Raw genomic sequence first — 20,722 nt, 5'->3', positions numbered from 1 at the left:
CTCGATGGATTCAACGGGCTGGACGGATTCGACGAACCCACTGGACTGACTGCGCATCCTGCGCGATGCGCCACGACCGCAACGATTCACATGGACCTCGACATGCCTGGAACGCATGCGCGCAGGCCCCGTGCACCGTGCCGTCCGATGCTGGCCGGGTTGACCGGGTGACCTCGGGGTTGACCTTGAGGTTGACCTCGGGGCTGACCTGTTACCTGTTACGCGCCGTTTGCTGAGCCCGTCCGCGCGGAGTGTGCGCCTTGTGCGCCTCGATGTTGCGGGCCTCGCACGAGGGCCGGTCTCAGATGATTCTTCGAATTCTAATACAACCTTGTATCTGAATACATTGTCGAATCCGAAGAAACATTCAGTGCTAGACTCGCGCTATCCCAACGCCTGCCCGGTTTCTTACGCCATGACGCGCCAACCCGCGAAGCGCACCCGACTCACCCGCGAGCAAAGCCGCGACCAGACGCGCGAGCGCCTGCTCGACGCCGCACAGGCCATGTTCATGGGCAAGGGGTTTGTCGGCGCGAGCGTGGAAGATATTGCCCAGGCGGCCGGCTACACGCGCGGCGCGTTCTATTCGAATTTCGGCAGCAAGTCGGAGCTGCTGGTGGAATTGCTGCGGCGCGATCACGAGGCCGTGCAGGCCGACCTGCGCGCGATCTTTGCCACGAACACCTCGCGCGAAGACATGGAAGCGCGCGTGCTCGCGTACTACAGCCGGATGCCGCAGGACAACAAGGCGTTCTTGCTGTGGGTCGAGGCCAAGCTGCTTGCGGCGCGCGATGCGCGCTTTCGCACGCGCTTTAACGCATTCATGAAGGAAAAGCGCGATCAACTGGCCGCCTATATCGAGGAATTTTCGGCGCGCGTAGGCACGCCGCTCACGCTCGCGCCCGAGCTTCTGGTAATCGGGCTGATGGGCTTGTGCGACGGCGTGCAGTTTCTCGCCGCAGCCGATCCGCAGCACGTCACGCCGCCCGTGATCGAAGAAGTGCTTGGCCGCTTCTTTGCGCGCGTGGTGTTCGGGCGCGACGCCTGACGCCTCATGCGCGCGGCGGGCCTCAGATGCCGAGGCCAGGGCCGTAGTTGCTGCCGATCAGACGCGTGACCGAGGCCACGTCGCGATAGTCCTGCTCGGGCAGGCCGTCGAGGACCGCCAGTACCTCGTTGCTCGCGCCCGCGTCGCGGGCGGCCTCCACGAGCTCGTCCTTGTTGGCAGGCCAGCGCACTTCGCGCAGCACGTCGGCGAACTGGAGATCGATCGGCTCTTCGGGGATGGGCGTGGCGGACATGCGTCGGATCCTTTGCGCGGCGGGCGCCGCAAAGCGGCAACGTCGGAATGGTGGGGGGGCAGCCTGGGCGGCCAGTTGGTGCTTCATGCTGCCCGATGGCGCCTGACGGCAGCCACTGATAGATGGCGTCGCGGATCAAGCATACACAATCCTTGCTGCGTGCCGCCGCTGGATGTGCGGGGAGCCCGGCCGCATCGGTCCGCAATGACTTGTTGCGGGACGCGCGGGCGGCGTAGCCAGCAACGTCGCGACGGGCGTGCACGACGACGCGCCATACAGATCACGTGGACCACGCCACGACGCACGCACGGGCCGCCTGTCGGGTAACGCGGCGGGACAGCGCGGCTCGCGCGGCGGCGTCTAGGTTTGCTGATGCAGTACGGGAACCAGCGTCTGGTCCAGGCGGTGCGACTTCGGCAGGCTTAGATATTCCCAATGCTGGCTGCCCGTTGCGGCGACGGGGACGTCGGGCGCCGGCGGCGCCACGGGTGCGTCATCCATCGGCGAGCGCACCGACGGTGCGGGGACGGTGGCGCTCGCGCGGTCGACCTGGGCGTCCTGGGTGCGCACAGGTGCGGCGAAGCACGAGGCAGACAACAGCACGGTGGTCATCAGTGTCGAGGTTTTCATCGCTCGACCTCCTTTCCTCATGCGGCCCAAAGGTCGCAGCAAGTGCCGTGCCGCGACGATCAGGCTGACCGGCGGGGCGCGGCGGCCACGGTTCGGAGCGGGCCTCATGGCGGACCCCGGAGCAACGTGGCAAACCACGGCGCGTGCGACGGACGAGAGGCGGCGGACGCCGCCCACCGGCGCGAACGCGCGTAGCAGTGGTTCCATAATGGCAGCAAATGTGCAAGCGCGTCTCGAACGGACGTGCTTTTTACTGCAAGCGGCGCGGGAAGGGACTTCCGGCCCGCTAGCGCGGCGCCTCGACGCGCGTGCAAGGCCATGGCGGCCGGTCGCGCGTATAACCACCTTCAACCAGTTTCAGCGCCTATGGCGCGCGCCTTTCGCGCCAGGCCTGGCGCGTCAACGCTCCGGCGTCATGCGCTGATACGCGTCGAGCAGCGACGTCTTGTAGACCACGCCCGCGAGCGTCGGATGCTTCGCGCTCTCGATCACGGGCAAGCGCTCGCCCTGGAACGACATGAAGTGCTGCAAGGCCACCGCCAGCGGCATGTCGGGCGTGAGCACGTCGAACGAAGGCTTGATGTAGTCGCACGCGTGCTTGGTCGAGGTATCGCGTTTTTGCAGCAAGTCGTTCGTGATGTCGGCGAGCGCGACCGCGCCCAGGAAGCTTTCCTTGTCGTCGGTCACGTAGAGATACTTGACCGGATATTCGAGGAACACGCGCGTCATCTCCTGCACGGTGGCGTCGGAGTGCACCACGGTGTCGGCGGGGCGGATCAGCTCGCGCATCTGCGTGGCGCGCAGGCGCAGCCGCTCGGCTTCCTCGCGGTTGCGGTGCAGCGTGATCTCGTACATCGACTTCTTGCCCGTCGCGCGCGCGACGAAATAGGCGACCACGCACGAGAGCATCAGCGGCAGCACCACCTGGTAGCTGAGCGTCATCTCGAAGATCATCAGGATCGCCATGAGCGGCGCCTGGGTCGCGCCTGCAAGGAACGCGCCCATGCCGACCATCGCATACGCGAACGGCGCGGAGGTGCCGTGCGGCCAGAGCGCGTGCATGCCCTGGCCGAACAGGCAGCCGACCACGGCGCCCATGAAGAGCGTCGGCGTGAAGACACCGCCCACGGCGCCCGAGCCCACCGTCGCGGCGGTCGCCACGACCTTGAGCACGAGCACGATGGCGAGCGCGGTCCAGGTCCACGGCGAATGCAGCAGCGAGTTCACGACGCTATAGCCGTTGCCCCAGACCTCGGGCACCCAGATCGAGATCACGCCGCAGACGAAGCCGCCCAGCGCGAGCTTCACGGGCAGCGGCAGCTTCAGGCGCCCGAAGCCGGCCTTCGTCACGTCGAGCAGCGAGAGAAAGCGCGGCGCGAGCGCGCCGCACAGGAGGCCGAGCGCCACGAAGAGCAGCACCTCGACACCGGTGACGGGCGGAAACACCGGCATTTCGTACGGCGGCTTGTAGCCCGCGAATTCGCGCATCGTGATGTTGGCCACCACCGAAGCCACGACGATGGGCCCGAAGCTCTCCATCACGATGGCGCCGAGCACGATCTCGGTCACGAAAAAGGCGCCCGCGATGGGCGCGTTATAGGCCGAGGTGATACCGGCCGCCGCGCCGCACGCCACGAGCAGGCGCAGGCGCTGCGGATCGAAGTGGACCCAGCGGCCGATCAGCGAGGCGGCGAGTGCGGCGAGCTGCACCATCGAGCCTTCGCGGCCGATCGAGCCGCCGCTCGCAATCGTGAAGAGCGAAGAGACGCTGCGCCAGATGCTCTTGCCGACGGGCATCACGCCGTCGCCGATCGCCACGGCTTCCACGTAGTCGGTGTGCATCGGCTTGCCGCCGTTGCCGGGCGTGCCGCTGCGCCTGGCGATCAGCAGGCAGCAGCCCGCCACGAAGCCGCCCGCGGCCGGCAGCCAGATGCGCGTGTGCCAGGGAAGGCTGCGCGCCATCGCGACGAAGCTGCCCTCGCGCCCCACGAACAGGATCTGCAGATGCGCGATACCCTCGCGAAAGAGCACGGTCGCGAACGCGCCGGCTATCCCCACGATGACCGACCAGATCAGCATCGTGTGGGCGTCGGAGAGGCGGAAAAGGTCGCGGGCGCGGGTGCGCAGTTTCAGCAGGAATGACAGCACGGCGAGTGGGCAGTTTTTATGGTTGGGGAATGCCGCGCGTTCAGCGCACGGCGCGGTCGAGTTCCGGATAGTGGCGGAAAATGCCGGTCTCGTTGAAGGGCAGCCGCCGCTCCGAGGCGACATACGCGGCAATGTGCGGGCGTGCGGCCACGGCGTCGTGCAGCGCGATCACGTGCGGATAGTGGTCGGCCAGATGCTTCGTCGCCTTCGGGAACGCATAGCGCAGCCCCTCGACGATCTGGAACATCGACAGGTCCACATAGCTGAGCGCCTTGCCGACCATGTGCTGCGGCCCGTCCGGGTTCTGCGCGAGCACGCGTTCGAAGTAGCCCATGAATTTCGGGATGCGATGCGCGATGAAATCCTTCGTGCGCGCCTTCGCCTCGTTCTTCTGGTCCTCGTAGTAGAGGCCGCTCGCGATCGGGTGATGGGTGTCGTGCACCTCGGTCACGAGATCGGCGATCGTGAGCTGCAGGCCGTTCGCGACGATGCGCAGCCCCTCGTCGTGCGGCGCGAGCTTCAGCTTCGGACCCAGATAGAACAGGATGTTCGCGACGTGCGGCACGATCAGGTCGCCGTCCTTGAGAAACGGCGGCGCAAAGGGCGGATACGGGCCGTCGCTTTCGAGCTCGGCCATCATCGCGCTCATGCCCTGGCCGTCTTCTTTCGAGCCGCGCGCCACGTCCACATAGGGCGCGCGCGCTTCCTCCAGCGCGAGCCGCACGAATTCGCCGCGGCCTTGCAGGCCGTCCCAGTAATGCAGTTCGTATGCCATCGGTCGTCCCTCCATCGAGATTGCAACCATCGGGATTGCAACGACTGCCGCGCGCGAAGCGAGCGGTATGGGACGACAGTATCACGCGCAAATGGACGCTGCGGCGCGGTGGCTGCGCGTGCGCCGCTTCATGCACTTGCGCTCCGCCGTTACCGGCGCGAAAAACGCAAAAAGCCCCGCCAGGGGCGGGGCAAGCGACCGGCGGGGCCGGTACGCGGTCTCTCAACGGAGGCGAAGCCGTACTGCGCCAGGTCATCCGAACAGCCGCTCCACGGTCCAGGTGATCGCAAGGCCGCCGCCGATCAGCCACACGTAGACGATCAAGCCCGTGGTGAGGGCGCGCGGGCCGGCCTGGCGGATCTGCGAAACGCGCGTCTCGATGCCGAGCGCCGTCATCGCCATGGTGAGCGCGAAGGTGTCGAGCATGTTGAGCGTCTGGGTGGCCGAATCGGGCAGCACATGCAGCGAGTTCACGACGACGAGCGCGAGAAAGCCGAGCGCGAACCAGGGCACGGCGAGCTTGCGTGCGCCTTGCTGGCCCTGGGCGGCGCCGCGCGCCGAACGATTGAGCCAGACGCCGAGCGCGAGCAGCACCGGCACGAGCAGCATCACGCGGGTCATCTTCACGATGGTGGCGATATGCGTGGCCTCGGGGCTCACGTTGCTCGCCGCGCCCACGACCTGCGCGACTTCGTGGATCGTGCCGCCGAAGAAGAGCCCGGCGCCCATCGTATCGAGATGCAGCCAGCCGGCGCGATAGAGCAGCGGGTAGAGGAACATCGAAAGCGTGCCGAACAGCACCACGCTGCCCACGGCCATGGCGCTCTTGTGCGGCTTCGATTGCAGCGTCGACTCGAAGGCGAGCACGGCGGCGGCGCCGCAGATCGCGCTGCCGGCCGCGGTGAGGATGGCCGTGTCGCGGTCGAGCTTCATGAGCTTCATGCCGGCCCAGGTGCCGATCGCGATCGTGCTCACGACGATCACCACGGACTCGACGAGACCCGGCAGGCCCACCTGGGCGATTTCCTGGAGGCTCACGCGCAGCCCGAAGAACGCCACGGCGATGCGCAGCAGCTTGCGCGCCGAGAAGTTGACGCCGGCGGCCCAGCTTTCGGGCATGCCGTCGCGCAGCGCATTGCCATAGAACGCCCCGGCGACGATGCCGACGATCAGCGGGCTCAGGCCGAGCCCGGCGATGGCGGGCAGGGCGGCGATGCGCGTGACGGCGGCGGCGAACAGCGCGACAAACAGCACGCCGTTGAGCTGCCCCCGGGCAGCGGACGACGAGGAAGTAAGAGAAGTCGACGGTGTGGACATGGTTTTTGGCAGCGAATGGGTCTGACTGACGAATGTTCCAATCCTAAATTAGATATAAGGATATGAAAAATCGTCATTTGCGACGTAAAATATAGGTCAACACGATAGTTGGACGCCATGACCCCGGAGCAACTGATAACTTTCGCCGCCGTTGCAGAGCACCTGAACATCAGCCGGGCCGCGCTCGCGCTGCATTTGTCGCAGCCCGCGGTGTCGGGGCAGTTGCGGCTCTTGCAGGAGGAGTTCGGCGAGCCGCTTTATCAGCGCGACGGGCGCGGCGTGCGCCTCACACCCACCGGCGAGCAGCTCGCGGCCTACGCGGCGCGCCTGCGCGACACCTGGCGCGACGCGCTGACGTTTCGCGACGCGCTGCGCGGGCTCGAGCGCGGCACGCTGCGTATCGGCGCGAGCACGACGCCCGCGAGCTACCGGCTGCCGTATCTGGTGGCGGCGTTTCATCGGCGCTATCCGGAGGTGAAGCTCGAAACGGCGAGCGGCAACACGACCGACGTGGTCGCCATGCTCGGCGAGCTCGATATCGCGCTGATCGAAGGGCCCGTGGGCGAGCAACTGCCCGCCGATTGCGCGGTGCACCCGTGGCACGAGGACGAGATCGTGGCGATCGCGCCGCGCGGCCACGCGCTGACCACGGAGGCCACGGGCGACGATGAGGACGCACATCAACGAGGCGCTGCCGCGCCGCTGCGCCGCGAACTGGGCGCCTTTGCGGGGCTGCCGCTCGTGCTGCGCGAGGACGGCTCGGGCGTGCGCCAGGTGGTGGAGCGCGCATTCGCGCGCGCCGGCGTGCCGATGCGCGTCGCGCTGGAAATCGCCGGCGTCGAGGGCGTAAAGGAAGCGGTGCGGGCCGGCATGGGCATCGGCTTCGTTTCGGCGCTGTCTATGCGCCACGAGGACAGCGCGCTTCAGCAGATCCGCATTCGCCCGGAGCCGCTGGCGCGACGTTTGTCGATCATCGTGCCGCATGCGGGCGCGGCTTCGCGGGTCGCGCAGCGCTTTCTCGAGCTGTGCCTGCTCGACGCGCCCGACCCAGGCGGCAACGGTGGCCTCAATGGCGACGCGGGCGGCACGCGACCTTCAGCCTGACATCCCGCCCCGAGGTTCCCGCGACTGCTTAGGGGATTTCCATAATGGCGTCGTGCGCCGCCTCGGCGCACTATCCGCCCATCAACCGGAGCGCGCAGGCGCTTTTTTTCGGCACCGGTTTGGAACCGGTTCCAAATGCGCCGAACCCGAGTTTCGGCGGCGCAGGAACACGACCAGGCAACAGGAAGAAAACGATGGCGGAAGTAGCGATAGTGGCGAGCGCGTTCGGCGCCGGAGCGATCCGGCGTGACGGACATGCGGCATGGTCCGGCGCGGCGAAGCGGGCGGGCGCCTGCGCCTTCGAGGTGCGACGCGAGCTGATGGACGACGCCGATGCGCGGCCCGAAGCCCTGGGCGCGCTCGGCACGGCGCTTGCACGCGAGGGTCTGTGGTCCGTGTGGTCGACGCCCGACACGCTCTACGGTGCAGACGGCGTGCTCGACGAAGCCGCGCTGCGCGACGCCATCGGCTGCGGCCGCGCGCTCGGCGCGCGCTTCGTCAAGCTGCAACTGGGCGGCTTCGGCGACGACGTGCAGGTCGCAAGGCTCGCGGCGGTGCTCGAAGCGTTGAACGTGGCGGGCGCAGAGGGCGCGACAGCCGATGAGGCGCCGCACACGCCGCGCGTGGTCGTCGAAAACGGCCAGCTCGCGCAGGGCGGCACGCTCGCCCAGTTCATCGGCCTCTTTCGCGCGCTGCGTGCCGCCGGGCAGGACAAGCTGATCGGCATGACCTTCGATATCGGCAACTGGCACTGGACCGGCGAAGCGCCGCTGATGGCCGCCGTCGCGCTCGCGCCGTACGTCGAATACATCCACTGCAAGGCCGTGGAGGGCGTGGGCGCGCGGCGCTTCGCCTGCGCACCCGCCGCCGACGATGCGCTGTGCCGCGCCGCGCTCGCGCGCTTGCCGGCGCACGCGCCGCGCGGCATCGAGTTTCCGTTCGACGAGGCGCGCGTGACCGAAGACGCCGCGCGCTACGTGGCCTGGCTCGGCGCCGCGTGACCTGGTTGCCGCATGCGTGACGGCCGCGCCCGCCGTGACAGGGCGCTAACCGCACCAGCGCCGGGCCAGCCTGGCGAGCGCGAGCGCGACACCCGACGAATACGATTTTCAGGAATGCACTCCATGACGCACTCACTCGATGTCATCACCTACGGCGAAGCCATGGCGATGTTCGTGGCCGGCGACACCGGCCCGCTCTCCGACGTCGCGCACTTCTCGAAGCGCGCCGCGGGCGCCGAGCTCAACGTGGCGACGGGTCTCGCGCGGCTCGGCTTCAAGGTAGGCTGGATGAGCCGCGTGGGCGCGGATTCGTTCGGCCAGTTCGTGCGCGGGGTGCTCGCGCAGGAAGGCATCGACGCGCAGTGCGTGCAAACCGATCCGCGCCATCCCACGGGCTTCCAGCTCAAGTCGAAGAACGACGACGGCAGCGATCCCACCGTCGAATACTTCCGTCGCGGCTCGGCGGCGAGCCATCTGTCGGTCGACGACTTCAGGCGCGACTACGTGCTCGGCGCGCGCCACCTGCATCTGAGCGGCGTGGCGCCCGCGATTTCGGCCACCTCGCGCGAACTCGCGTTCATGCTCGCCAGCCAGATGCGCGCGGCGGGACGCACGATCACCTTCGATCCGAACCTGCGCCCGACGCTGTGGGGCTCCGAAGCCGAGATGGTGCAGACGCTCAACGCGCTCGCGGGCTTCGCCGACTGGGTGCTGCCCGGCGTGAACGAAGGCCGCATTCTCACGGGCTCCGACGATCCCGCGGCGATCGCGCGCTTCTATCTCGAACGCGGCGCGCGTGGCGTGATCGTCAAGCTCGGTGCGCAAGGCGCGTACTTCGCGACGCAGGAAGGCGAGTGCGGCCAGGTGAAGGCGCAGCCGGTGGCGAACGTCGTCGATACGGTCGGCGCCGGCGACGGCTTCGCGGTGGGCGTCGTGAGCGCGCTGCTCGAAGGGCGCACGCTGCACGACGCCGTGGCGCGCGGCAACCGCATCGGCGCGCTCGCGGTGCAGGTGATCGGCGATTCGGAAGGGCTGCCCACGCGCGCGCAGCTCGAAGCGCTCGAAGCGCAGGACGCCGCACAAGACGCAACAACGAAAGCAAAAACGGACGCAACCGAAGCGCCCGCCGCCGCATAAGCGCAGGGCGGGGCGCTGCCCGCAGCGGCCCGCATTCCAACAGGCTTTGCCTCGACCGGGGCAAAGCGCCATGAGACCAGCTTTGCATGGGACCGGAGACACCGATGACCTCAACCTCGCTCGCACCGCGCCGCTGGTGGGCAATCATGCCGATCGTGTTCATCACGTACAGCCTCGCCTACCTCGATCGCGCCAACTACGGCTTCGCGTCGGCGGCCGGCATCAATCGCGATCTGGGCATCAGCCCCGGGCTTTCGTCGCTGATCGGCGCGCTGTTCTTCCTCGGCTATTTCTTCTTCCAGCTCCCGGGCGCGGTCTATGCCGAACGCCGCAGCGTGCGCAAGCTCGTGTTCGTGAGCCTCGTGCTCTGGGGCGGATGCGCGGCGCTCACGGGCATCGTCACGAACATCCCCTCGCTGATGGCGATCCGCTTCGTGCTCGGCGTCGTCGAAGCCGCCGTGATGCCCGCGATGCTCATCTACATCAGCAACTGGTTCACGAAGCACGAGCGCTCGCGCGCCAACACCTTCCTGATCCTCGGCAATCCGGTCACGGTGCTGTGGATGTCGGTGGTCTCGGGCTACCTCGTGCACGTGTTCGGCTGGCGTCATATGTTCATCGCCGAGGGCGTGCCCGCCGTGGTCTGGGCCGTGTGCTGGTGGCTGCTCGTGCGCGACAAGCCGGCCCAGGTGAGCTGGCTCCCCGACGACGAAAAGCGCGCGCTCGACGCCGCGATGCGCGCCGAGCAGGCCGCCATCAAGCCGGTGAAGAACTACGCCGAAGCGTTCCGCACGCCGGCCGTGATGCTGCTCTCGGCGCAGTACTTCTGCTGGAGCATCGGCGTGTACGGCTTCGTGCTGTGGCTGCCGTCGATCGTGAAGAACGGCTCGGCGCTCGGCATGGTCGAAACGGGCTGGCTCTCGGCACTGCCGTATCTCGCTGCTACCATTGCGATGCTCGCCGCCTCGTGGGCCTCGGACAAGCTCGACAACCGCCGCGCGTTCGTGTGGCCTTTCCTGCTGATCGGCGCGCTCGCGTTCGCCGGTTCCTATGCGCTCGGCTCGACGCACTTCTGGAGCTCGTACGTGCTGCTGGTCGTGGCGGGCGCCGCGATGTACGCGCCGTACGGCCCGTTCTTCGCGATCGTGCCGGAACTGCTGCCGAAGAACGTCGCGGGCGGCGCGATGGCGCTCATCAACAGCATGGGCGCGCTCGGCTCGTTCGTGGGCTCGTACGTGGTCGGCTACCTGAACGGCGCGACCGGCTCGCCCTCGGCATCGTACGCGTTCATGAGCGCGGCGCTGGTGATCTCGGTGATCCTCACGCTCGCGGTCAAGCCGCGCCGCGACGACGCCCACGCCTACGTCGCGCCGGCTCACGGCAAGTGACGCGGCGCGGAAAATCACGAACGCAACAGACTGAGCAACTGACTGAAACAGACGGATATGGCGCACTCATGAAGCAGAAAATCGTTGCCTACAAGACCTTGCCCGACGACGTGACCGCGTATCTGCGCGAGCATCTCGACGTGACGTTCGTCGACGCGAGCGATACCGCAGCGTTCGCCGCCGCGCTCAAGGACGCCGACGGCGCGATCGGCGCCAGCGTCAAGATCGCGCCGACGCTGCTCGACGGCTCGCGCATCAAGGCGCTCTCGACCATCTCGGTGGGTTACGACCAGTTCGACGTGCCCGATCTCACGAAGCGCGGCATCGTACTCGCGCACACGCCCGACGTGCTGACCGAATCCACGGCCGACACGGTCTTTTCGCTGATCCTCGCGAGCGCGCGCCGCGTGGTCGAGCTGGCCGACTGGGTCAAGGCCGGCCACTGGAAGGCGAGCATCGGCCCCGCGCAGTTCGGCGTGGACGTGCAGGGCAAGACGCTCGGCATCGTCGGGCTCGGGCGCATCGGCGGCGCGGTCGCGCGGCGCGCGGCGCTCGGCTTCAACATGAAGGTGCTCTATACGAACCGCAGCGCGAACGAGGCGGCCGAGCGCGAGTACGGCGCGCGCCGCGTCGAGCTCGACGCACTGCTCTCCCGCGCCGATTTCGTCTGCCTGCAGGTGCCGCTCACCGACGCCACGCGTCACATGATCGGCGCGGAGCAACTGAAGAAGATGAAGAAGAGCGCGATTCTCATCAACGCCTCGCGCGGCGCGACCGTCGACGAGCCGGCGCTGATCGCCGCGCTCGAAGCGGGCACGATCCACGGCGCGGGCCTCGACGTGTTCGAAAAGGAGCCGCTCGATCCGGCTTCGCCGCTGCTGCGCATGCCGAACGTCGTGGCGCTGCCGCACATCGGCTCGGCCACGCACGAGACGCGTCATGCGATGGCGCGCTGTGCGGCCGAGAACCTCGTCGCGGCGCTCGCGGGCACGCTCGAGAACAACATCGTCAATCGCGAGGTGCTCGCGCGATGAGCACGGGCGGCGCCCCAAAGGCCGCGAACGCGGCGGCTAACGGTGATGACGCGGGCGGCGAAGGCGAGGGCGTCGCCATGCGCGCGCCGCAACGCCGCGCGACCATCAGCGACGTCGCGCGCGAAGCCGGCACCGGCAAGACCAGCATTTCGCGCTATCTGAACGGCGAGCTTTCGGTGCTCTCGCCGGACTTGCGCGCGCGCATCGAAGCGGCCATCGAACGGCTCGACTACCGGCCCAACCAGATGGCGCGCGGGCTCAAGCGCGGACGCAACCGGCTGCTCGGCCTGCTGCTCGCGGACCTCGCGAATCCGTACTCGGTCGAAGTGCTGCAAGGCGTGGAGGCCGCGTGCCACGCGCTCGGCTACATGCCGCTCATTTGCCACGCGGCCAACGAAATCGACATGGAGCGGCGCTATCTGCAACTGCTCACGACGTATCGCGTGGAAGGCGTGATCGTCAACGCGCTCGGCGTGCCCGAGTCGATGCTCAAGCCGATGGGCAGCGGCGGCATTCCCGCCGTGCTGGTCGACCGGACCGTGGACGGCCTCGACGCCGACATGGTCGGGCTCGACAACGCGGCCGCCGTGCGCCTCGGCGTTCAGCATCTGCAGGAACGCGGCTACGACGACCTCGTGTTCGTCGTGCAGCCGTTCGAGCACGTGAGCTCGCGGCGCGAGCGCGAAGCGGCGTTTCGGGCGTCGATTGAGGGGGGGGCGGCCCCGATAGCCGGGGCGGGCACGCAAAGCGCGCGGAAAGTACACGCGACCACGCACGTGCTCGACCTGCGCGAAGACGCGAGCGTCGACGCATCGCTTGCCGCGCTCGATGCGCATATCGCCGCTGCCGCGCGACGCGGCGCACGCTGCGCGCTGTTCGCGGCGAACGCGCCGGTCGCCTTGCGGCTCGCCCTGCATCTGAAGGCGCAGTTCGGCGCGCAATGGCAGCAGCAGGTCGCGCTGATCGCCATCGACGATCCCGAATGGGCCGAGCTCGCCGGCATCACCACGATCCGCCAGCCCACGCGCGAGATTGGCTACCGGGCGGTGGAGTTCCTGCACGAGCGCATCGAGGGCGCGGCGCTGGCCGCGCGCGCCGCGGCGTTTCCGGGCGAGCTGGTCGTGCGGGCCTCGACGCTCGGCTAACACCACCTCGTGCGCTCTTCGCGCGTTATTCCCTCGCTGTTTCCCCAATCGGCAGACTTGCCCGCAGCGCGCGTCCCCGGCCGGAGCGGCCCGCGCTCGCGCCGCCGGGGCTGCGCGGGCGCCCCGATATCTGCGATGATTCGGGCTGCGGCGCGCGTCTCGCGCGTCGGCCGTCACAAGGAACCCCATGCACGTCGACCCGGTCACGCTAGTTTGCCTCTCGCTCGCGACGCTCTTCGTTGCCGTCTTGCCCATCTCGCTTTACCGCCGGCTGCGCGGCCCGTTCGCGTTCGACTGGCGCGACACCGTCGCGGGCGTGGCCATCTTCGCGCTGTTCGCGACGGTGATCGAGCGCGCGCTCAACGGCTACGTGCTCCACGAGAATCCCGTCACGGCGCAACTGCTCGCGAATCCGCTCGCATTCGTGCTGTACGGCGCGCTCGCGGCGGGCGTCTGCGAGGAAGTGGGGCGCTACATCGCGATGCGCATGATCGCGCGGCGCGCGGCGCGCTCGGCCGGTGTCGCCAACGCACCGGCCGACAGCACGGGGCTCGCCTACGGCATTGGCCACGGCGGCGCGCAAGCGTGGTTCGTCGGCGTGCTCGTGCAGTTGCAGTGGATCGTCTTCGCGGTGCTCGCGAACCGTGGCGAGCTCGACGAGCATCTGAGCAATCTCACGATGGACGCCGTGCTGCGCGTGCATCTGATCCTGGCCGCGCTCTCGCCGACGGTGGCGGGCGTGTTCGCGCTCGAGCGCACGGCCGCGTTCGTGTTCCAGATCGGACTTTCGGTGCTGATGTGGCGCGGCGTGCGGGCAGGGCGCAAGTCGATCCTGCCGATCGCGATCGTGCTGCACGCGATGATCGACGTGCCCGCCGCGATGTTCCAGGCGCGTCTCGTGCCGCTCGTCGCCGTGGATGCGCTCTACGCAGTCGTGGCGATCGCGGTGGCCGTCGTGCTTTTCAGAACCTGCGTGCCGGGCAGGCGCGAGGCGCGCACGGTCTGAGCCACCGCGCGGCGCTCATCCCTTTATGCCGCTACGTTGCGGACGCAACGTTTTCTCAATTCCACTTTGCCAGCGATGGAAGATTATCTGTTTGAATGCGCGAGCCCCGATTTCAACGAGCTCGCGCGCGTGATCGCCGATCTGTTCCCCGAGCAGACGCGCTTTAGCGAGCAGCCCGCCGAAAACGGCGCGCCGCGCCTCGTCGTGCATTGGGTGGCGATGCGCATGGGCGCCGCCGCGCGCCGCATGACGCTCGCGGTCGCCATCGCGCCGGCGGCGCTGGCGCGCTATCGGGCGCTGCCGCCGCGCCTGCGCGGGCGCAGCTTTGCGGTGCTGCGCGCGTATGTGGAAGCTACGATCGGCTCGCTCGAAGAACAGCACGCGAAAGGCGAGGAAACGCCGCGCGACGTCACGCTCGATCTCGACGAGGAATTCGCCTGAAGCGCACGACTTGATCGGCTCAATCGAGACTCAATCGGCGAGCCGGTACACCTTCGCAAAGCGCTCGGCCTTCACCACGCCGTAGTCGCCGGGCGCATATTGCATGACCCAGTCGCCGGCCACGCCGGTGAGGCGATCGCCGCCCGCCGAGCGCACGATCGTGAACGGCTCGTCCACGCGCCTGGCCAGTACCACCGTCGGCAGGTTGCGATAGGCGCCGGGCGCGCCGTGTGCGAGCGCGGCGTCGGCGGGCCGGTACTTCGGATCGAAGCGCTCGCGCGAGACGACCCAGCGCTCGCCCGTCGCACCGGTGATGATCGCATCGCCCGGCGCGTAACGGTTCGGGCCTTCGAGGCTCATCAGCTCGCCGGGCGCCGCGGCGAATTCGACGGTGACGGTTTCGTCCTTGACCACGCGTTGCGCGGCGGGATCGGCGGCGAGGTCGAGTTGGGTCAGTTCGATCATGATGGCGGCAGCGGACCTGTTACGAAGGAATGTCGCCGATGAAGCGCGGGCTGCGCCCGAGTCATGCGGCAGCGATACGGGTGATGGCCGGAATGCGTGGCCGGATAAAGCGCGACGGCCGGGCAAGCCTGCCCGGCCGTCGTGAGGTCCGCGAGCGTAACACGAATCGGGCCCGGCAACGGGCGCCAGGGCAAGCCACAACGGGTCCCCAAACAGCACAGCGCGCGAACTGGCCGATAGTCCGGCCCGCTCGCGCGCTGCTTGAGTGCTGCTTGATGCTGTTTGCGCGGTATTCGCTATGCGCGTGCTGCCTGATGCGCGGGCTTACTGCGCAGCCGGCGTGCTGGCCGCATCCGCACCGCTTGCCGCTTCGGCGGCCGGCGCCTTCGCGTGGGGCTTGCCCTTGCGCTTCGCATGGCCCGCCGCGCCCTTGTGGACTTCGTGCTGGCCGTGGCGGAAGGTCGTGTCAGCCAGCTTCTTCTGCTCCGGCGAGAAGCTGTTGTAGAGCGGCTCGAACGCCGTGACGAGCTTCTGCATATCCTCGGCGTGCGTCTGCGCGATCTGCGCGTACTGCTTCATGTCGTCGAGCGCGTTGCGTTGCGCTTCGCCTTCCATGCGCTGCTTGTAGAGGTCGGCCATGGTCGCGCCGTTGCTGCGCATGACGTCGGCGAACGTCTTCCATTGCGATTCCTGGTCGGCCGTGATCTTCAGCGCCGAGTGCAGGTAGGTGATCCGTTCTTCCACGCGCTGCTGATGCTGCGCGGCGCGCGCTTCGACGTTCGATGCCGCAGCCGCAGGCGCGGCCGACGACGCGGCGGTCTGTGCGAAAGCGCCGCTCATCGAGAGCGTTGCGGCAAGGATGACGAAAGCTTTCTTCATTATTGCTCCTTGAATCTTCAATTCGTAGCGGTTACGTAGCGAGTAGACGCAGCATCCACATCGGTTGCAGGCGTTATTAGTACCACGTTATCGCGCAAGTGCGGCTGCCGTGCGACAACTGCTTACAAACGAAACGCACGGAAATAAGCGGCAACACGCAACACGCATGGCGCGGGCACGAACGTTCGCGGGTTCGTCGGCGGGCCGCCGCGCGCGATAATGGCGCGATATTGAGCCATTGGCCTTCACCGCTTCGATACTTCGACATCCCGGGAGCCCGCCCCACGATGAGACCGCCGCGCCTCGACCAACTCGACGACCTCGACCGCAGCCTCGTTGCGCTGCTGCAGGAAAACGCCCGCGAGAGCGTGGCCAATCTCGCGCGCCAGCTAGGCGTGGCGCGCACCACCGTGCTCGCACGCATCGCGCGGCTCGAACGCTCCCAGGTCATCGCGGGCTACGGCGTGCGCCTCGGCCAGGACGTGCTCGACGCGAGCCTGCAGGCGTGGGTCGGGCTCATCATCGCGCCGCGCAACGGCCCCGACGTGCAGCGGCGCTTGAGCAAGATGCCTGAAGTGCAACTGCTCTGCGCGGTGAGCGGCGAGTACGACTACGTGGCCTGGCTGCGCGCGGATTCCCCCGATCGCCTCAACGATCTGCTCGACCAGATCGGCGGCATGCAGGGCGTCGAGCGCACGACCACGTCGATCGTGCTCGCGCGCAAGATTGACCGCGGCACGGTGATGGGCTGAAGGGCTGAGGGACGATGCGCGCGGGGCTTCGACGGCCAACTTCAACAGCCATCTTCAACCTCATCGTTAACACCGTTTTTACAGTTTTTCGTCGTTATGACGAAAACCATCGTCAAAATGACGAAATTCCCCGACGAAGCGCATCATTTTGCGTCTAGGATCTGATTTGGCACCTCCTTAGACTGTGTGCACCGGGCACAGCATGGCCCAGACCACAAACAACTCCAAGGAGAGACAAATGAAAGTCGCGATTGCAGGCGCCGGCCTGATTGGCCACACCATTGCACACATGCTGCGCGAGACCGGAGACTACGAAGTCACTGCGCTCGACCGCGATACCCACGCGCTCGAAAAGCTCGCGGCGCAGGGCATTCCCACCCTGCGCGTCGATTCCGGCGACGCCGCCGCGCTGCGCGGCGCGCTCGAAGGCTTCGATGTGCTCATCAATGCGCTGCCTTACTACCTCGCGGTGAACGTCGCATCGGCGGCGAAGGGCGCGGGCGTTCATTACTTCGACCTGACCGAGGACGTGCGCGCGACGCACGCGATCCGCGCGCTCGCCGAAGACGCCGATCACGCGTTCATGCCGCAATGCGGGCTCGCGCCGGGCTTCATCGGCCTTGCCGCGCATGCGCTCGCGAGCCGCTTCACCGAGATCCGCGAAGTGAAGATGCGCGTGGGCGCGCTGCCGCAGTTCCCCACCAACGCGCTCAAGTACAACCTCACGTGGAGCGTGGACGGCCTCATCAACGAATACTGCCAGCCTTGCGAGGCGATCCACGAAGGCCGCACGCAGATGGTGCAGCCGCTCGAAGGCCACGAGCACTTTTCGCTCGACGGCGTGGAGTACGAAGCGTTCAACACCTCGGGCGGTCTGGGCACGCTGTGCGAGACGCTCTCCGGGCGCGTCGAATCGCTCGACTACAAGTCGGTGCGCTATCCGGGCCACCGCGCGCTCATGCAGTTCCTGCTCGAAGACCTGCGTCTTTCGGGCGACCGCGACACGCTCAAGTCGATCATGCGCCGCGCGATTCCGTCGACGGAGCAGGACGTCGTGCTGATCTTCATCACCGTGACCGGCATGCGTAACGGCCAGCTCGTGCAGGAAGTCTTCACGCGCAAGATCTTTGCGAAGACGGTCTGCGGCGTGCCGATGAGCGCGATCGAGATCACCACGGCAGGCGCCATGTGCGCGGTGCTCGATCTGTTCCGCGAGAAGAAGCTGCCGCAAAAGGGCTTCGTGCGCCAGGAGCAGGTGTCGCTGGAGCAGTTCCTCGCGAACCGCTTCGGCCAGGTGTATGAAGGCGCGACGCTCGAAGCGCTGGCATCGGTACCCGTTGCCTGAAGCGTTCGGGCGGCGTCGGGCGCGAAAGCGCCGATAAAGCAGAACAGGCGCCGCGGCTGCGACCGGAATGCGATCAGGCCGCGGACGCCTTCACGATGTGCTGCAGCAGCGCATCGTAGTCGGCAGGCTCGGGCACGCTCGCGTCGAACACGATGAGGTCGTCGAGTTGCGCGCCCTCGGGCTCGAAGCGTCGCTGGCGATACGTCTGCCAGTGCGCGAGCTTGTAGGCGTCGTCGGGATGCGCGCGCGCCACGATGCGCTCGCGCGCCGTTTCTTCGTCGGTGCGCACCCAGACGGCGGCGAGCCCCACGTCCGCCGTCACACCGAGCCACGCGCGATCGAGCAGGCGCCGCTCGCGCACTTCCCCTGAAAGCGGTCCGACCGCAATCACGCTCACGCCGAGCGCGAGATTCTCGCGCGCGGTATCGAGCAAGCCCTGATATTCGGGGTCCCGCAGATGATGGAGAAACAGTGGACTGTCGCGGTCGTGCGGATCCTGACCGAGCGCGGCGAGCGTCGCCGCGCTCGTGCGCCCGTAGAGCGTGTCCTTGTCGAGCAGGCAGAACGGCTCGCCTGTGGCGTGCGCGAGCGGGCCGATCAGGCGTTTGGCGAGCGAGGTCTTGCCGGTGCCGGCGTGGCCGCAGAAGAAAATCAATCGTGTCACGAACGGCGGTCCCCAGTCGGGTCCGGCTGCGCGCCGCCAGCTTGAGCGGTGGAGTTCGCCCGATCGTTCAGGGGCGGCGGTTCAACGCCCTGAGCATCGAAGAACTTGCCGTTGGCGTCGAGCCACAGCACGTTGATGATGCCAAAGCCGAGCGCCACGCCAATGCCGAGTATCCACGTGAAGTACCACATCGCCTGCATTCTCCTCGCTTGACGCGATGACTGAGCGGGATCGAGCCCGATTCCAAAGCATATACCAGCGATCCACCGTCGATGCGCCATGCAGCCTTGCGGCGCGCAATGTGCGGCGCCCCGCGCGGGCCGCGCGCCGCGTGCGTATATCATGGGCGCACACGGAACGGGCAGGCCGCCGCCGGCGAGGGTCGCTGCGCGGCGCGCGCCACGAAAGCATCGAAAAACCGACGAGGGGATCGCGCCCATGCCATCGCGCGTGTTCAAAGTGAGCATCGGTTCGGCCGCGCGCGCGGCCGCACTCGTGGCCGCCGCCGCCGTGACCCTGACGCTGGGCGGCTGCGCCGAGGAGCGGGCGCCGCCGATGCCTTTCAAGCCGGTGCCGGCCGAGCGCATCGTCAAGCCGGGCTATACACAGCCGGGCGAGGGCCTCGTCGCCGTGGACGTAAGGCGCGAGCGCACCCGCAATGTCATCGCCAAGTTCCGCGACGCCCCGGTCTACATCGACGGCGAGCAGGTCACCGACCTCATGGACGGCGAGCACGTCACGTTCTACCTGAAGCCCGGCGTTCACCGCATCGCCGTGACGACGCAGTTCGATCCCGTCATCGAGCTGCGTTTTCTCGTCGATCCGCGCTACACCAATCGCGCGAGTGTAACTTTCGACAAGGATCATCGCATCGGTATCCGCCGGGTCGCGCAGTAAGCCCGCAGTAAGCAGACTGCCGCCCGGGCCGCCTGCATGCGCCCGCAAGCGCCTCCAGGCGCACGCGGGCCGGCGCAGCACAGGTCCCGGATCCGGTTGCGGAACCCGCGCGCCGCCTCGCAGGTCGATGCAACGCTAAACTTGGCGGATCGATCAACCTGAGGACAGGCGGCGCGCGCGTTTTCCGCACCCGCGCCGCCGGGACGAACACGACACATGCTCATCAATTGCGCCGCGTACCAGAGCGGCAAGAAACTGGCCGACATCGGCATCGAGGCCATCAGCGACTATCTCCAGAAACCCGAATGCTTCGTCTGGGTCGCGCTCAAGGACCCCGACGCGGGCGAGATGGCCGCGATGAAGGAGGAATTCGGCCTGCACGCGCTCGCCATCGAAGACGTCATGAACGGCAACCAGCGGCCCAAGATCGAGGAATACGGCGACACGCTCTTCGCGGTGTTCCACACGATCGAGATCGATGAGGAGGGCGAAATCGTCACCGGCCAGGTGAACGTGTTCGCGGGCCCGAACTTCGTGCTTTCGGTGCGCCATCGCTCGCAGCAGGGCTTCACCGACGTGCGCGCGCGCTGCGAGCGTGAGCCGGAACTGCTCAAGGAGGGCGCCGGCTTCGTGCTCTACGCGCTCATGGACAGCGTGGTCGACCGTTACTCGCCGGTGCTCGAAAAGCTCGCCGGCGAGATCGAGGATCTCGAGGACCGCATCTTCGAGAAGCACACGCTCGCGCAGTCGCGCGCCATCATCGAGGATCTCTATTCGCTCAAGCGGCGCCTCGTGATCCTGGAGCACCACGTGACGCCGCTCGTCGACGCCGTGGGCAAGCTCGTGGGCGGGCGCATTCCGCAGATCTGCCTCGGCATGCAGGCGTACTATCGCGATGTCTACGATCACCTCGTGCGCATCTCCAACATGGTCGACGCGCGCCGCGAAATGATCGTCACGGCGATCCAGGTGAATCTCGGCATGATCTCGCTCGCCGAAAACGAGGTGACCAAGCGGCTCGGCTCGTTCGCGGCGCTGTTCGCCGTGCCGACCATGATTGCCGGGATCTACGGGATGAACTTCGCGGACATCCCCGAACTGCATTTCAAGTATGGTTACCAGGTCTGCCTGGCCGTGATGGCGATCATCGACATCGTGCTGTTCGTCCTGTTCCGCCGCGGCGGCTGGCTCTGAGGCCGACGCCCATGCCGGCTGCTGCGCTGCAGCGTGAAGCGGGGGCGCCGGCGTCATCGACAGGGCCGATTTGACATGGCCGATCGAGCGCCCCGAGAA

At 67.5% G+C, this 20,722-nt stretch carries 22 protein-coding genes; 13 read left to right on the top strand and 9 right to left on the bottom strand.

What is annotated here, in order from left to right; genetic code table 11:
* The first annotated feature begins 415 nt into the window (after positions 1–415).
* A complete protein-coding gene (locus tag U5775_RS19750; RefSeq protein WP_322059775.1) occupies positions 416–1,048 on the top strand; it encodes a TetR/AcrR family transcriptional regulator in 633 nt (210 codons plus the stop codon).
* A 22-nt stretch (positions 1,049–1,070) separates the two neighbouring features.
* Here U5775_RS19750 and U5775_RS19745 read toward each other — a convergent pair whose 3' ends face one another.
* The 5 genes from U5775_RS19745 to U5775_RS19725 all read right to left on the bottom strand — a co-directional run bounded on the left by U5775_RS19745 (position 1,071) and on the right by U5775_RS19725 (position 6,171).
* A complete protein-coding gene (locus U5775_RS19745; protein WP_322059774.1) occupies positions 1,071–1,301 on the bottom strand; it encodes a DUF2795 domain-containing protein in 231 nt (76 codons plus the stop codon).
* Between the two features lie 360 nt (positions 1,302–1,661).
* Positions 1,662–1,931, bottom strand: coding sequence for a hypothetical protein (locus tag U5775_RS19740; RefSeq protein ID WP_322059773.1), 270 nt, complete (start codon positions 1,929–1,931; stop codon positions 1,662–1,664).
* A gap of 399 nt (positions 1,932–2,330) precedes the next feature.
* Entirely contained in the window at positions 2,331–4,079 is a 1,749-nt protein-coding gene (locus U5775_RS19735) for a ClcB-like voltage-gated chloride channel protein (protein ID WP_322059772.1), read from the bottom strand.
* A gap of 40 nt (positions 4,080–4,119) precedes the next feature.
* Positions 4,120–4,854 (bottom strand): glutathione S-transferase, encoded by a 735-nt coding sequence (locus U5775_RS19730; RefSeq protein ID WP_322059771.1) that lies wholly within the window; start codon positions 4,852–4,854, stop codon positions 4,120–4,122.
* 252 nt (positions 4,855–5,106) lie between these two features.
* Positions 5,107–6,171 carry a YeiH family protein gene (locus tag U5775_RS19725; RefSeq protein WP_322059770.1) on the bottom strand — a complete coding sequence of 355 codons (1,065 nt, stop codon included), beginning with the start codon at positions 6,169–6,171 and terminating at the stop codon, positions 5,107–5,109.
* A 117-nt stretch (positions 6,172–6,288) separates the two neighbouring features.
* On the opposite strand from U5775_RS19725, the gene U5775_RS19720 reads away from it, so the two are divergent.
* The 8 genes from U5775_RS19720 to U5775_RS19685 all read left to right on the top strand — a co-directional run bounded on the left by U5775_RS19720 (position 6,289) and on the right by U5775_RS19685 (position 14,427).
* Complete coding sequence (locus U5775_RS19720; RefSeq protein ID WP_322059769.1) at positions 6,289–7,275, top strand: LysR family transcriptional regulator; 987 nt, start codon at positions 6,289–6,291, stop codon at positions 7,273–7,275.
* Positions 7,276–7,469: 194 nt separating this feature from the next.
* Entirely contained in the window at positions 7,470–8,276 is an 807-nt protein-coding gene (locus U5775_RS19715; protein WP_322059768.1) for a sugar phosphate isomerase/epimerase family protein, read from the top strand.
* Positions 8,277–8,399: 123 nt separating this feature from the next.
* Entirely contained in the window at positions 8,400–9,413 is a 1,014-nt protein-coding gene (locus U5775_RS19710; RefSeq protein WP_322059767.1) for a sugar kinase, read from the top strand.
* Between the two features lie 104 nt (positions 9,414–9,517).
* Complete coding sequence (locus tag U5775_RS19705; protein ID WP_322059766.1) at positions 9,518–10,801, top strand: MFS transporter; 1,284 nt, start codon at positions 9,518–9,520, stop codon at positions 10,799–10,801.
* Between the two features lie 68 nt (positions 10,802–10,869).
* Positions 10,870–11,835: an NAD(P)-dependent oxidoreductase gene (locus U5775_RS19700; RefSeq protein ID WP_322059765.1), complete on the top strand. Its 966-nt coding sequence runs from the start codon at positions 10,870–10,872 to the stop codon at positions 11,833–11,835.
* Between the two features lie 77 nt (positions 11,836–11,912).
* Positions 11,913–12,980 carry a substrate-binding domain-containing protein gene (locus tag U5775_RS19695; protein ID WP_322059813.1) on the top strand — a complete coding sequence of 356 codons (1,068 nt, stop codon included), beginning with the start codon at positions 11,913–11,915 and terminating at the stop codon, positions 12,978–12,980.
* 187 nt (positions 12,981–13,167) lie between these two features.
* Positions 13,168–13,986, top strand: a complete 819-nt coding sequence (locus U5775_RS19690) for a YhfC family intramembrane metalloprotease (RefSeq protein WP_322059764.1) — start codon at positions 13,168–13,170, stop codon at positions 13,984–13,986.
* A 75-nt stretch (positions 13,987–14,061) separates the two neighbouring features.
* Positions 14,062–14,427, top strand: coding sequence for a DUF3022 domain-containing protein (locus U5775_RS19685; RefSeq protein WP_322059763.1), 366 nt, complete (start codon positions 14,062–14,064; stop codon positions 14,425–14,427).
* A gap of 30 nt (positions 14,428–14,457) precedes the next feature.
* On the opposite strand, the gene U5775_RS19680 is transcribed toward U5775_RS19685, so the two are convergent.
* Complete coding sequence (locus U5775_RS19680; RefSeq protein ID WP_322059762.1) at positions 14,458–14,892, bottom strand: PGDYG domain-containing protein; 435 nt, start codon at positions 14,890–14,892, stop codon at positions 14,458–14,460.
* A gap of 324 nt (positions 14,893–15,216) precedes the next feature.
* Positions 15,217–15,771 (bottom strand): Spy/CpxP family protein refolding chaperone, encoded by a 555-nt coding sequence (locus U5775_RS19675; protein ID WP_322059761.1) that lies wholly within the window; start codon positions 15,769–15,771, stop codon positions 15,217–15,219.
* Between the two features lie 287 nt (positions 15,772–16,058).
* Here U5775_RS19675 and U5775_RS19670 point away from each other — a divergent pair, with 287 nt between their 5' ends.
* Complete coding sequence (locus U5775_RS19670; protein ID WP_035532630.1) at positions 16,059–16,523, top strand: Lrp/AsnC family transcriptional regulator; 465 nt, start codon at positions 16,059–16,061, stop codon at positions 16,521–16,523.
* Between the two features lie 238 nt (positions 16,524–16,761).
* Complete coding sequence (locus U5775_RS19665; RefSeq protein WP_322059760.1) at positions 16,762–17,868, top strand: saccharopine dehydrogenase family protein; 1,107 nt, start codon at positions 16,762–16,764, stop codon at positions 17,866–17,868.
* Positions 17,869–17,941: 73 nt separating this feature from the next.
* On the opposite strand, the gene U5775_RS19660 is transcribed toward U5775_RS19665, so the two are convergent.
* The gene (locus U5775_RS19660) at positions 17,942–18,532 is read right to left on the bottom strand and encodes an ATP-binding protein (RefSeq protein WP_322059759.1); all 591 of its coding nucleotides are present in this window, start codon (positions 18,530–18,532) and stop codon (positions 17,942–17,944) included.
* Positions 18,529–18,723, bottom strand: coding sequence for a cytochrome bd-I oxidase subunit CydX (gene cydX / locus U5775_RS19655; protein WP_322059812.1), 195 nt, complete (start codon positions 18,721–18,723; stop codon positions 18,529–18,531). Before cydX ends, U5775_RS19660 begins: the two co-directional genes overlap by 4 nt.
* A gap of 247 nt (positions 18,724–18,970) precedes the next feature.
* Between cydX and U5775_RS19650 the strand changes: the two genes are divergently transcribed.
* Both U5775_RS19650 and corA read left to right on the top strand, forming a co-directional pair.
* A complete protein-coding gene (locus U5775_RS19650) occupies positions 18,971–19,429 on the top strand; it encodes a hypothetical protein (protein WP_322059758.1) in 459 nt (152 codons plus the stop codon).
* A gap of 216 nt (positions 19,430–19,645) precedes the next feature.
* Positions 19,646–20,623 carry a magnesium/cobalt transporter CorA gene (corA, locus tag U5775_RS19645; RefSeq protein WP_322059757.1) on the top strand — a complete coding sequence of 326 codons (978 nt, stop codon included), beginning with the start codon at positions 19,646–19,648 and terminating at the stop codon, positions 20,621–20,623.
* Positions 20,624–20,722: the final 99 nt, after the last annotated feature.

This window comes from Paraburkholderia sp. J63 (assembly GCF_905220245.1).
Classification (GTDB): domain Bacteria; phylum Pseudomonadota; class Gammaproteobacteria; order Burkholderiales; family Burkholderiaceae; genus Paraburkholderia.
Note: the sequence above shows the minus strand (reverse complement) of the source record. Positions and strands in the feature narration are given on the sequence as shown.

Excerpts from the sequence above, each read along its gene's own strand:
- U5775_RS19700 (WP_322059765.1), top strand. The coding sequence starts at position 10,870 with ATGAAGCAGAAAATCGTTGCCTACAAGACCTTGCCCGACGACGTGACC.
- cydX (WP_322059812.1), bottom strand. The coding sequence starts at position 18,723 with ATGTGGTACTTCACGTGGATACTCGGCATTGGCGTGGCGCTCGGCTTT.
- U5775_RS19695 (WP_322059813.1), top strand. The coding sequence starts at position 11,913 with ATGCGCGCGCCGCAACGCCGCGCGACCATCAGCGACGTCGCGCGCGAA.
- U5775_RS19710 (WP_322059767.1), top strand. The coding sequence starts at position 8,400 with ATGACGCACTCACTCGATGTCATCACCTACGGCGAAGCCATGGCGATG.
- U5775_RS19715 (WP_322059768.1), top strand. The coding sequence starts at position 7,470 with ATGGCGGAAGTAGCGATAGTGGCGAGCGCGTTCGGCGCCGGAGCGATC.
- U5775_RS19675 (WP_322059761.1), bottom strand. The coding sequence starts at position 15,771 with ATGAAGAAAGCTTTCGTCATCCTTGCCGCAACGCTCTCGATGAGCGGC.
- U5775_RS19670 (WP_035532630.1), top strand. The coding sequence starts at position 16,059 with ATGAGACCGCCGCGCCTCGACCAACTCGACGACCTCGACCGCAGCCTC.
- U5775_RS19680 (WP_322059762.1), bottom strand. The coding sequence starts at position 14,892 with ATGATCGAACTGACCCAACTCGACCTCGCCGCCGATCCCGCCGCGCAA.
- U5775_RS19725 (WP_322059770.1), bottom strand. The coding sequence starts at position 6,171 with ATGTCCACACCGTCGACTTCTCTTACTTCCTCGTCGTCCGCTGCCCGG.
- U5775_RS19665 (WP_322059760.1), top strand. The coding sequence starts at position 16,762 with ATGAAAGTCGCGATTGCAGGCGCCGGCCTGATTGGCCACACCATTGCA.
- U5775_RS19720 (WP_322059769.1), top strand. The coding sequence starts at position 6,289 with ATGACCCCGGAGCAACTGATAACTTTCGCCGCCGTTGCAGAGCACCTG.
- corA (WP_322059757.1), top strand. The coding sequence starts at position 19,646 with ATGCTCATCAATTGCGCCGCGTACCAGAGCGGCAAGAAACTGGCCGAC.
- U5775_RS19745 (WP_322059774.1), bottom strand. The coding sequence starts at position 1,301 with ATGTCCGCCACGCCCATCCCCGAAGAGCCGATCGATCTCCAGTTCGCC.
- U5775_RS19690 (WP_322059764.1), top strand. The coding sequence starts at position 13,168 with ATGCACGTCGACCCGGTCACGCTAGTTTGCCTCTCGCTCGCGACGCTC.
- U5775_RS19685 (WP_322059763.1), top strand. The coding sequence starts at position 14,062 with ATGGAAGATTATCTGTTTGAATGCGCGAGCCCCGATTTCAACGAGCTC.
- U5775_RS19650 (WP_322059758.1), top strand. The coding sequence starts at position 18,971 with ATGCCATCGCGCGTGTTCAAAGTGAGCATCGGTTCGGCCGCGCGCGCG.
- U5775_RS19750 (WP_322059775.1), top strand. The coding sequence starts at position 416 with ATGACGCGCCAACCCGCGAAGCGCACCCGACTCACCCGCGAGCAAAGC.
- U5775_RS19740 (WP_322059773.1), bottom strand. The coding sequence starts at position 1,931 with ATGAAAACCTCGACACTGATGACCACCGTGCTGTTGTCTGCCTCGTGC.
- U5775_RS19705 (WP_322059766.1), top strand. The coding sequence starts at position 9,518 with ATGACCTCAACCTCGCTCGCACCGCGCCGCTGGTGGGCAATCATGCCG.
- U5775_RS19730 (WP_322059771.1), bottom strand. The coding sequence starts at position 4,854 with ATGGCATACGAACTGCATTACTGGGACGGCCTGCAAGGCCGCGGCGAA.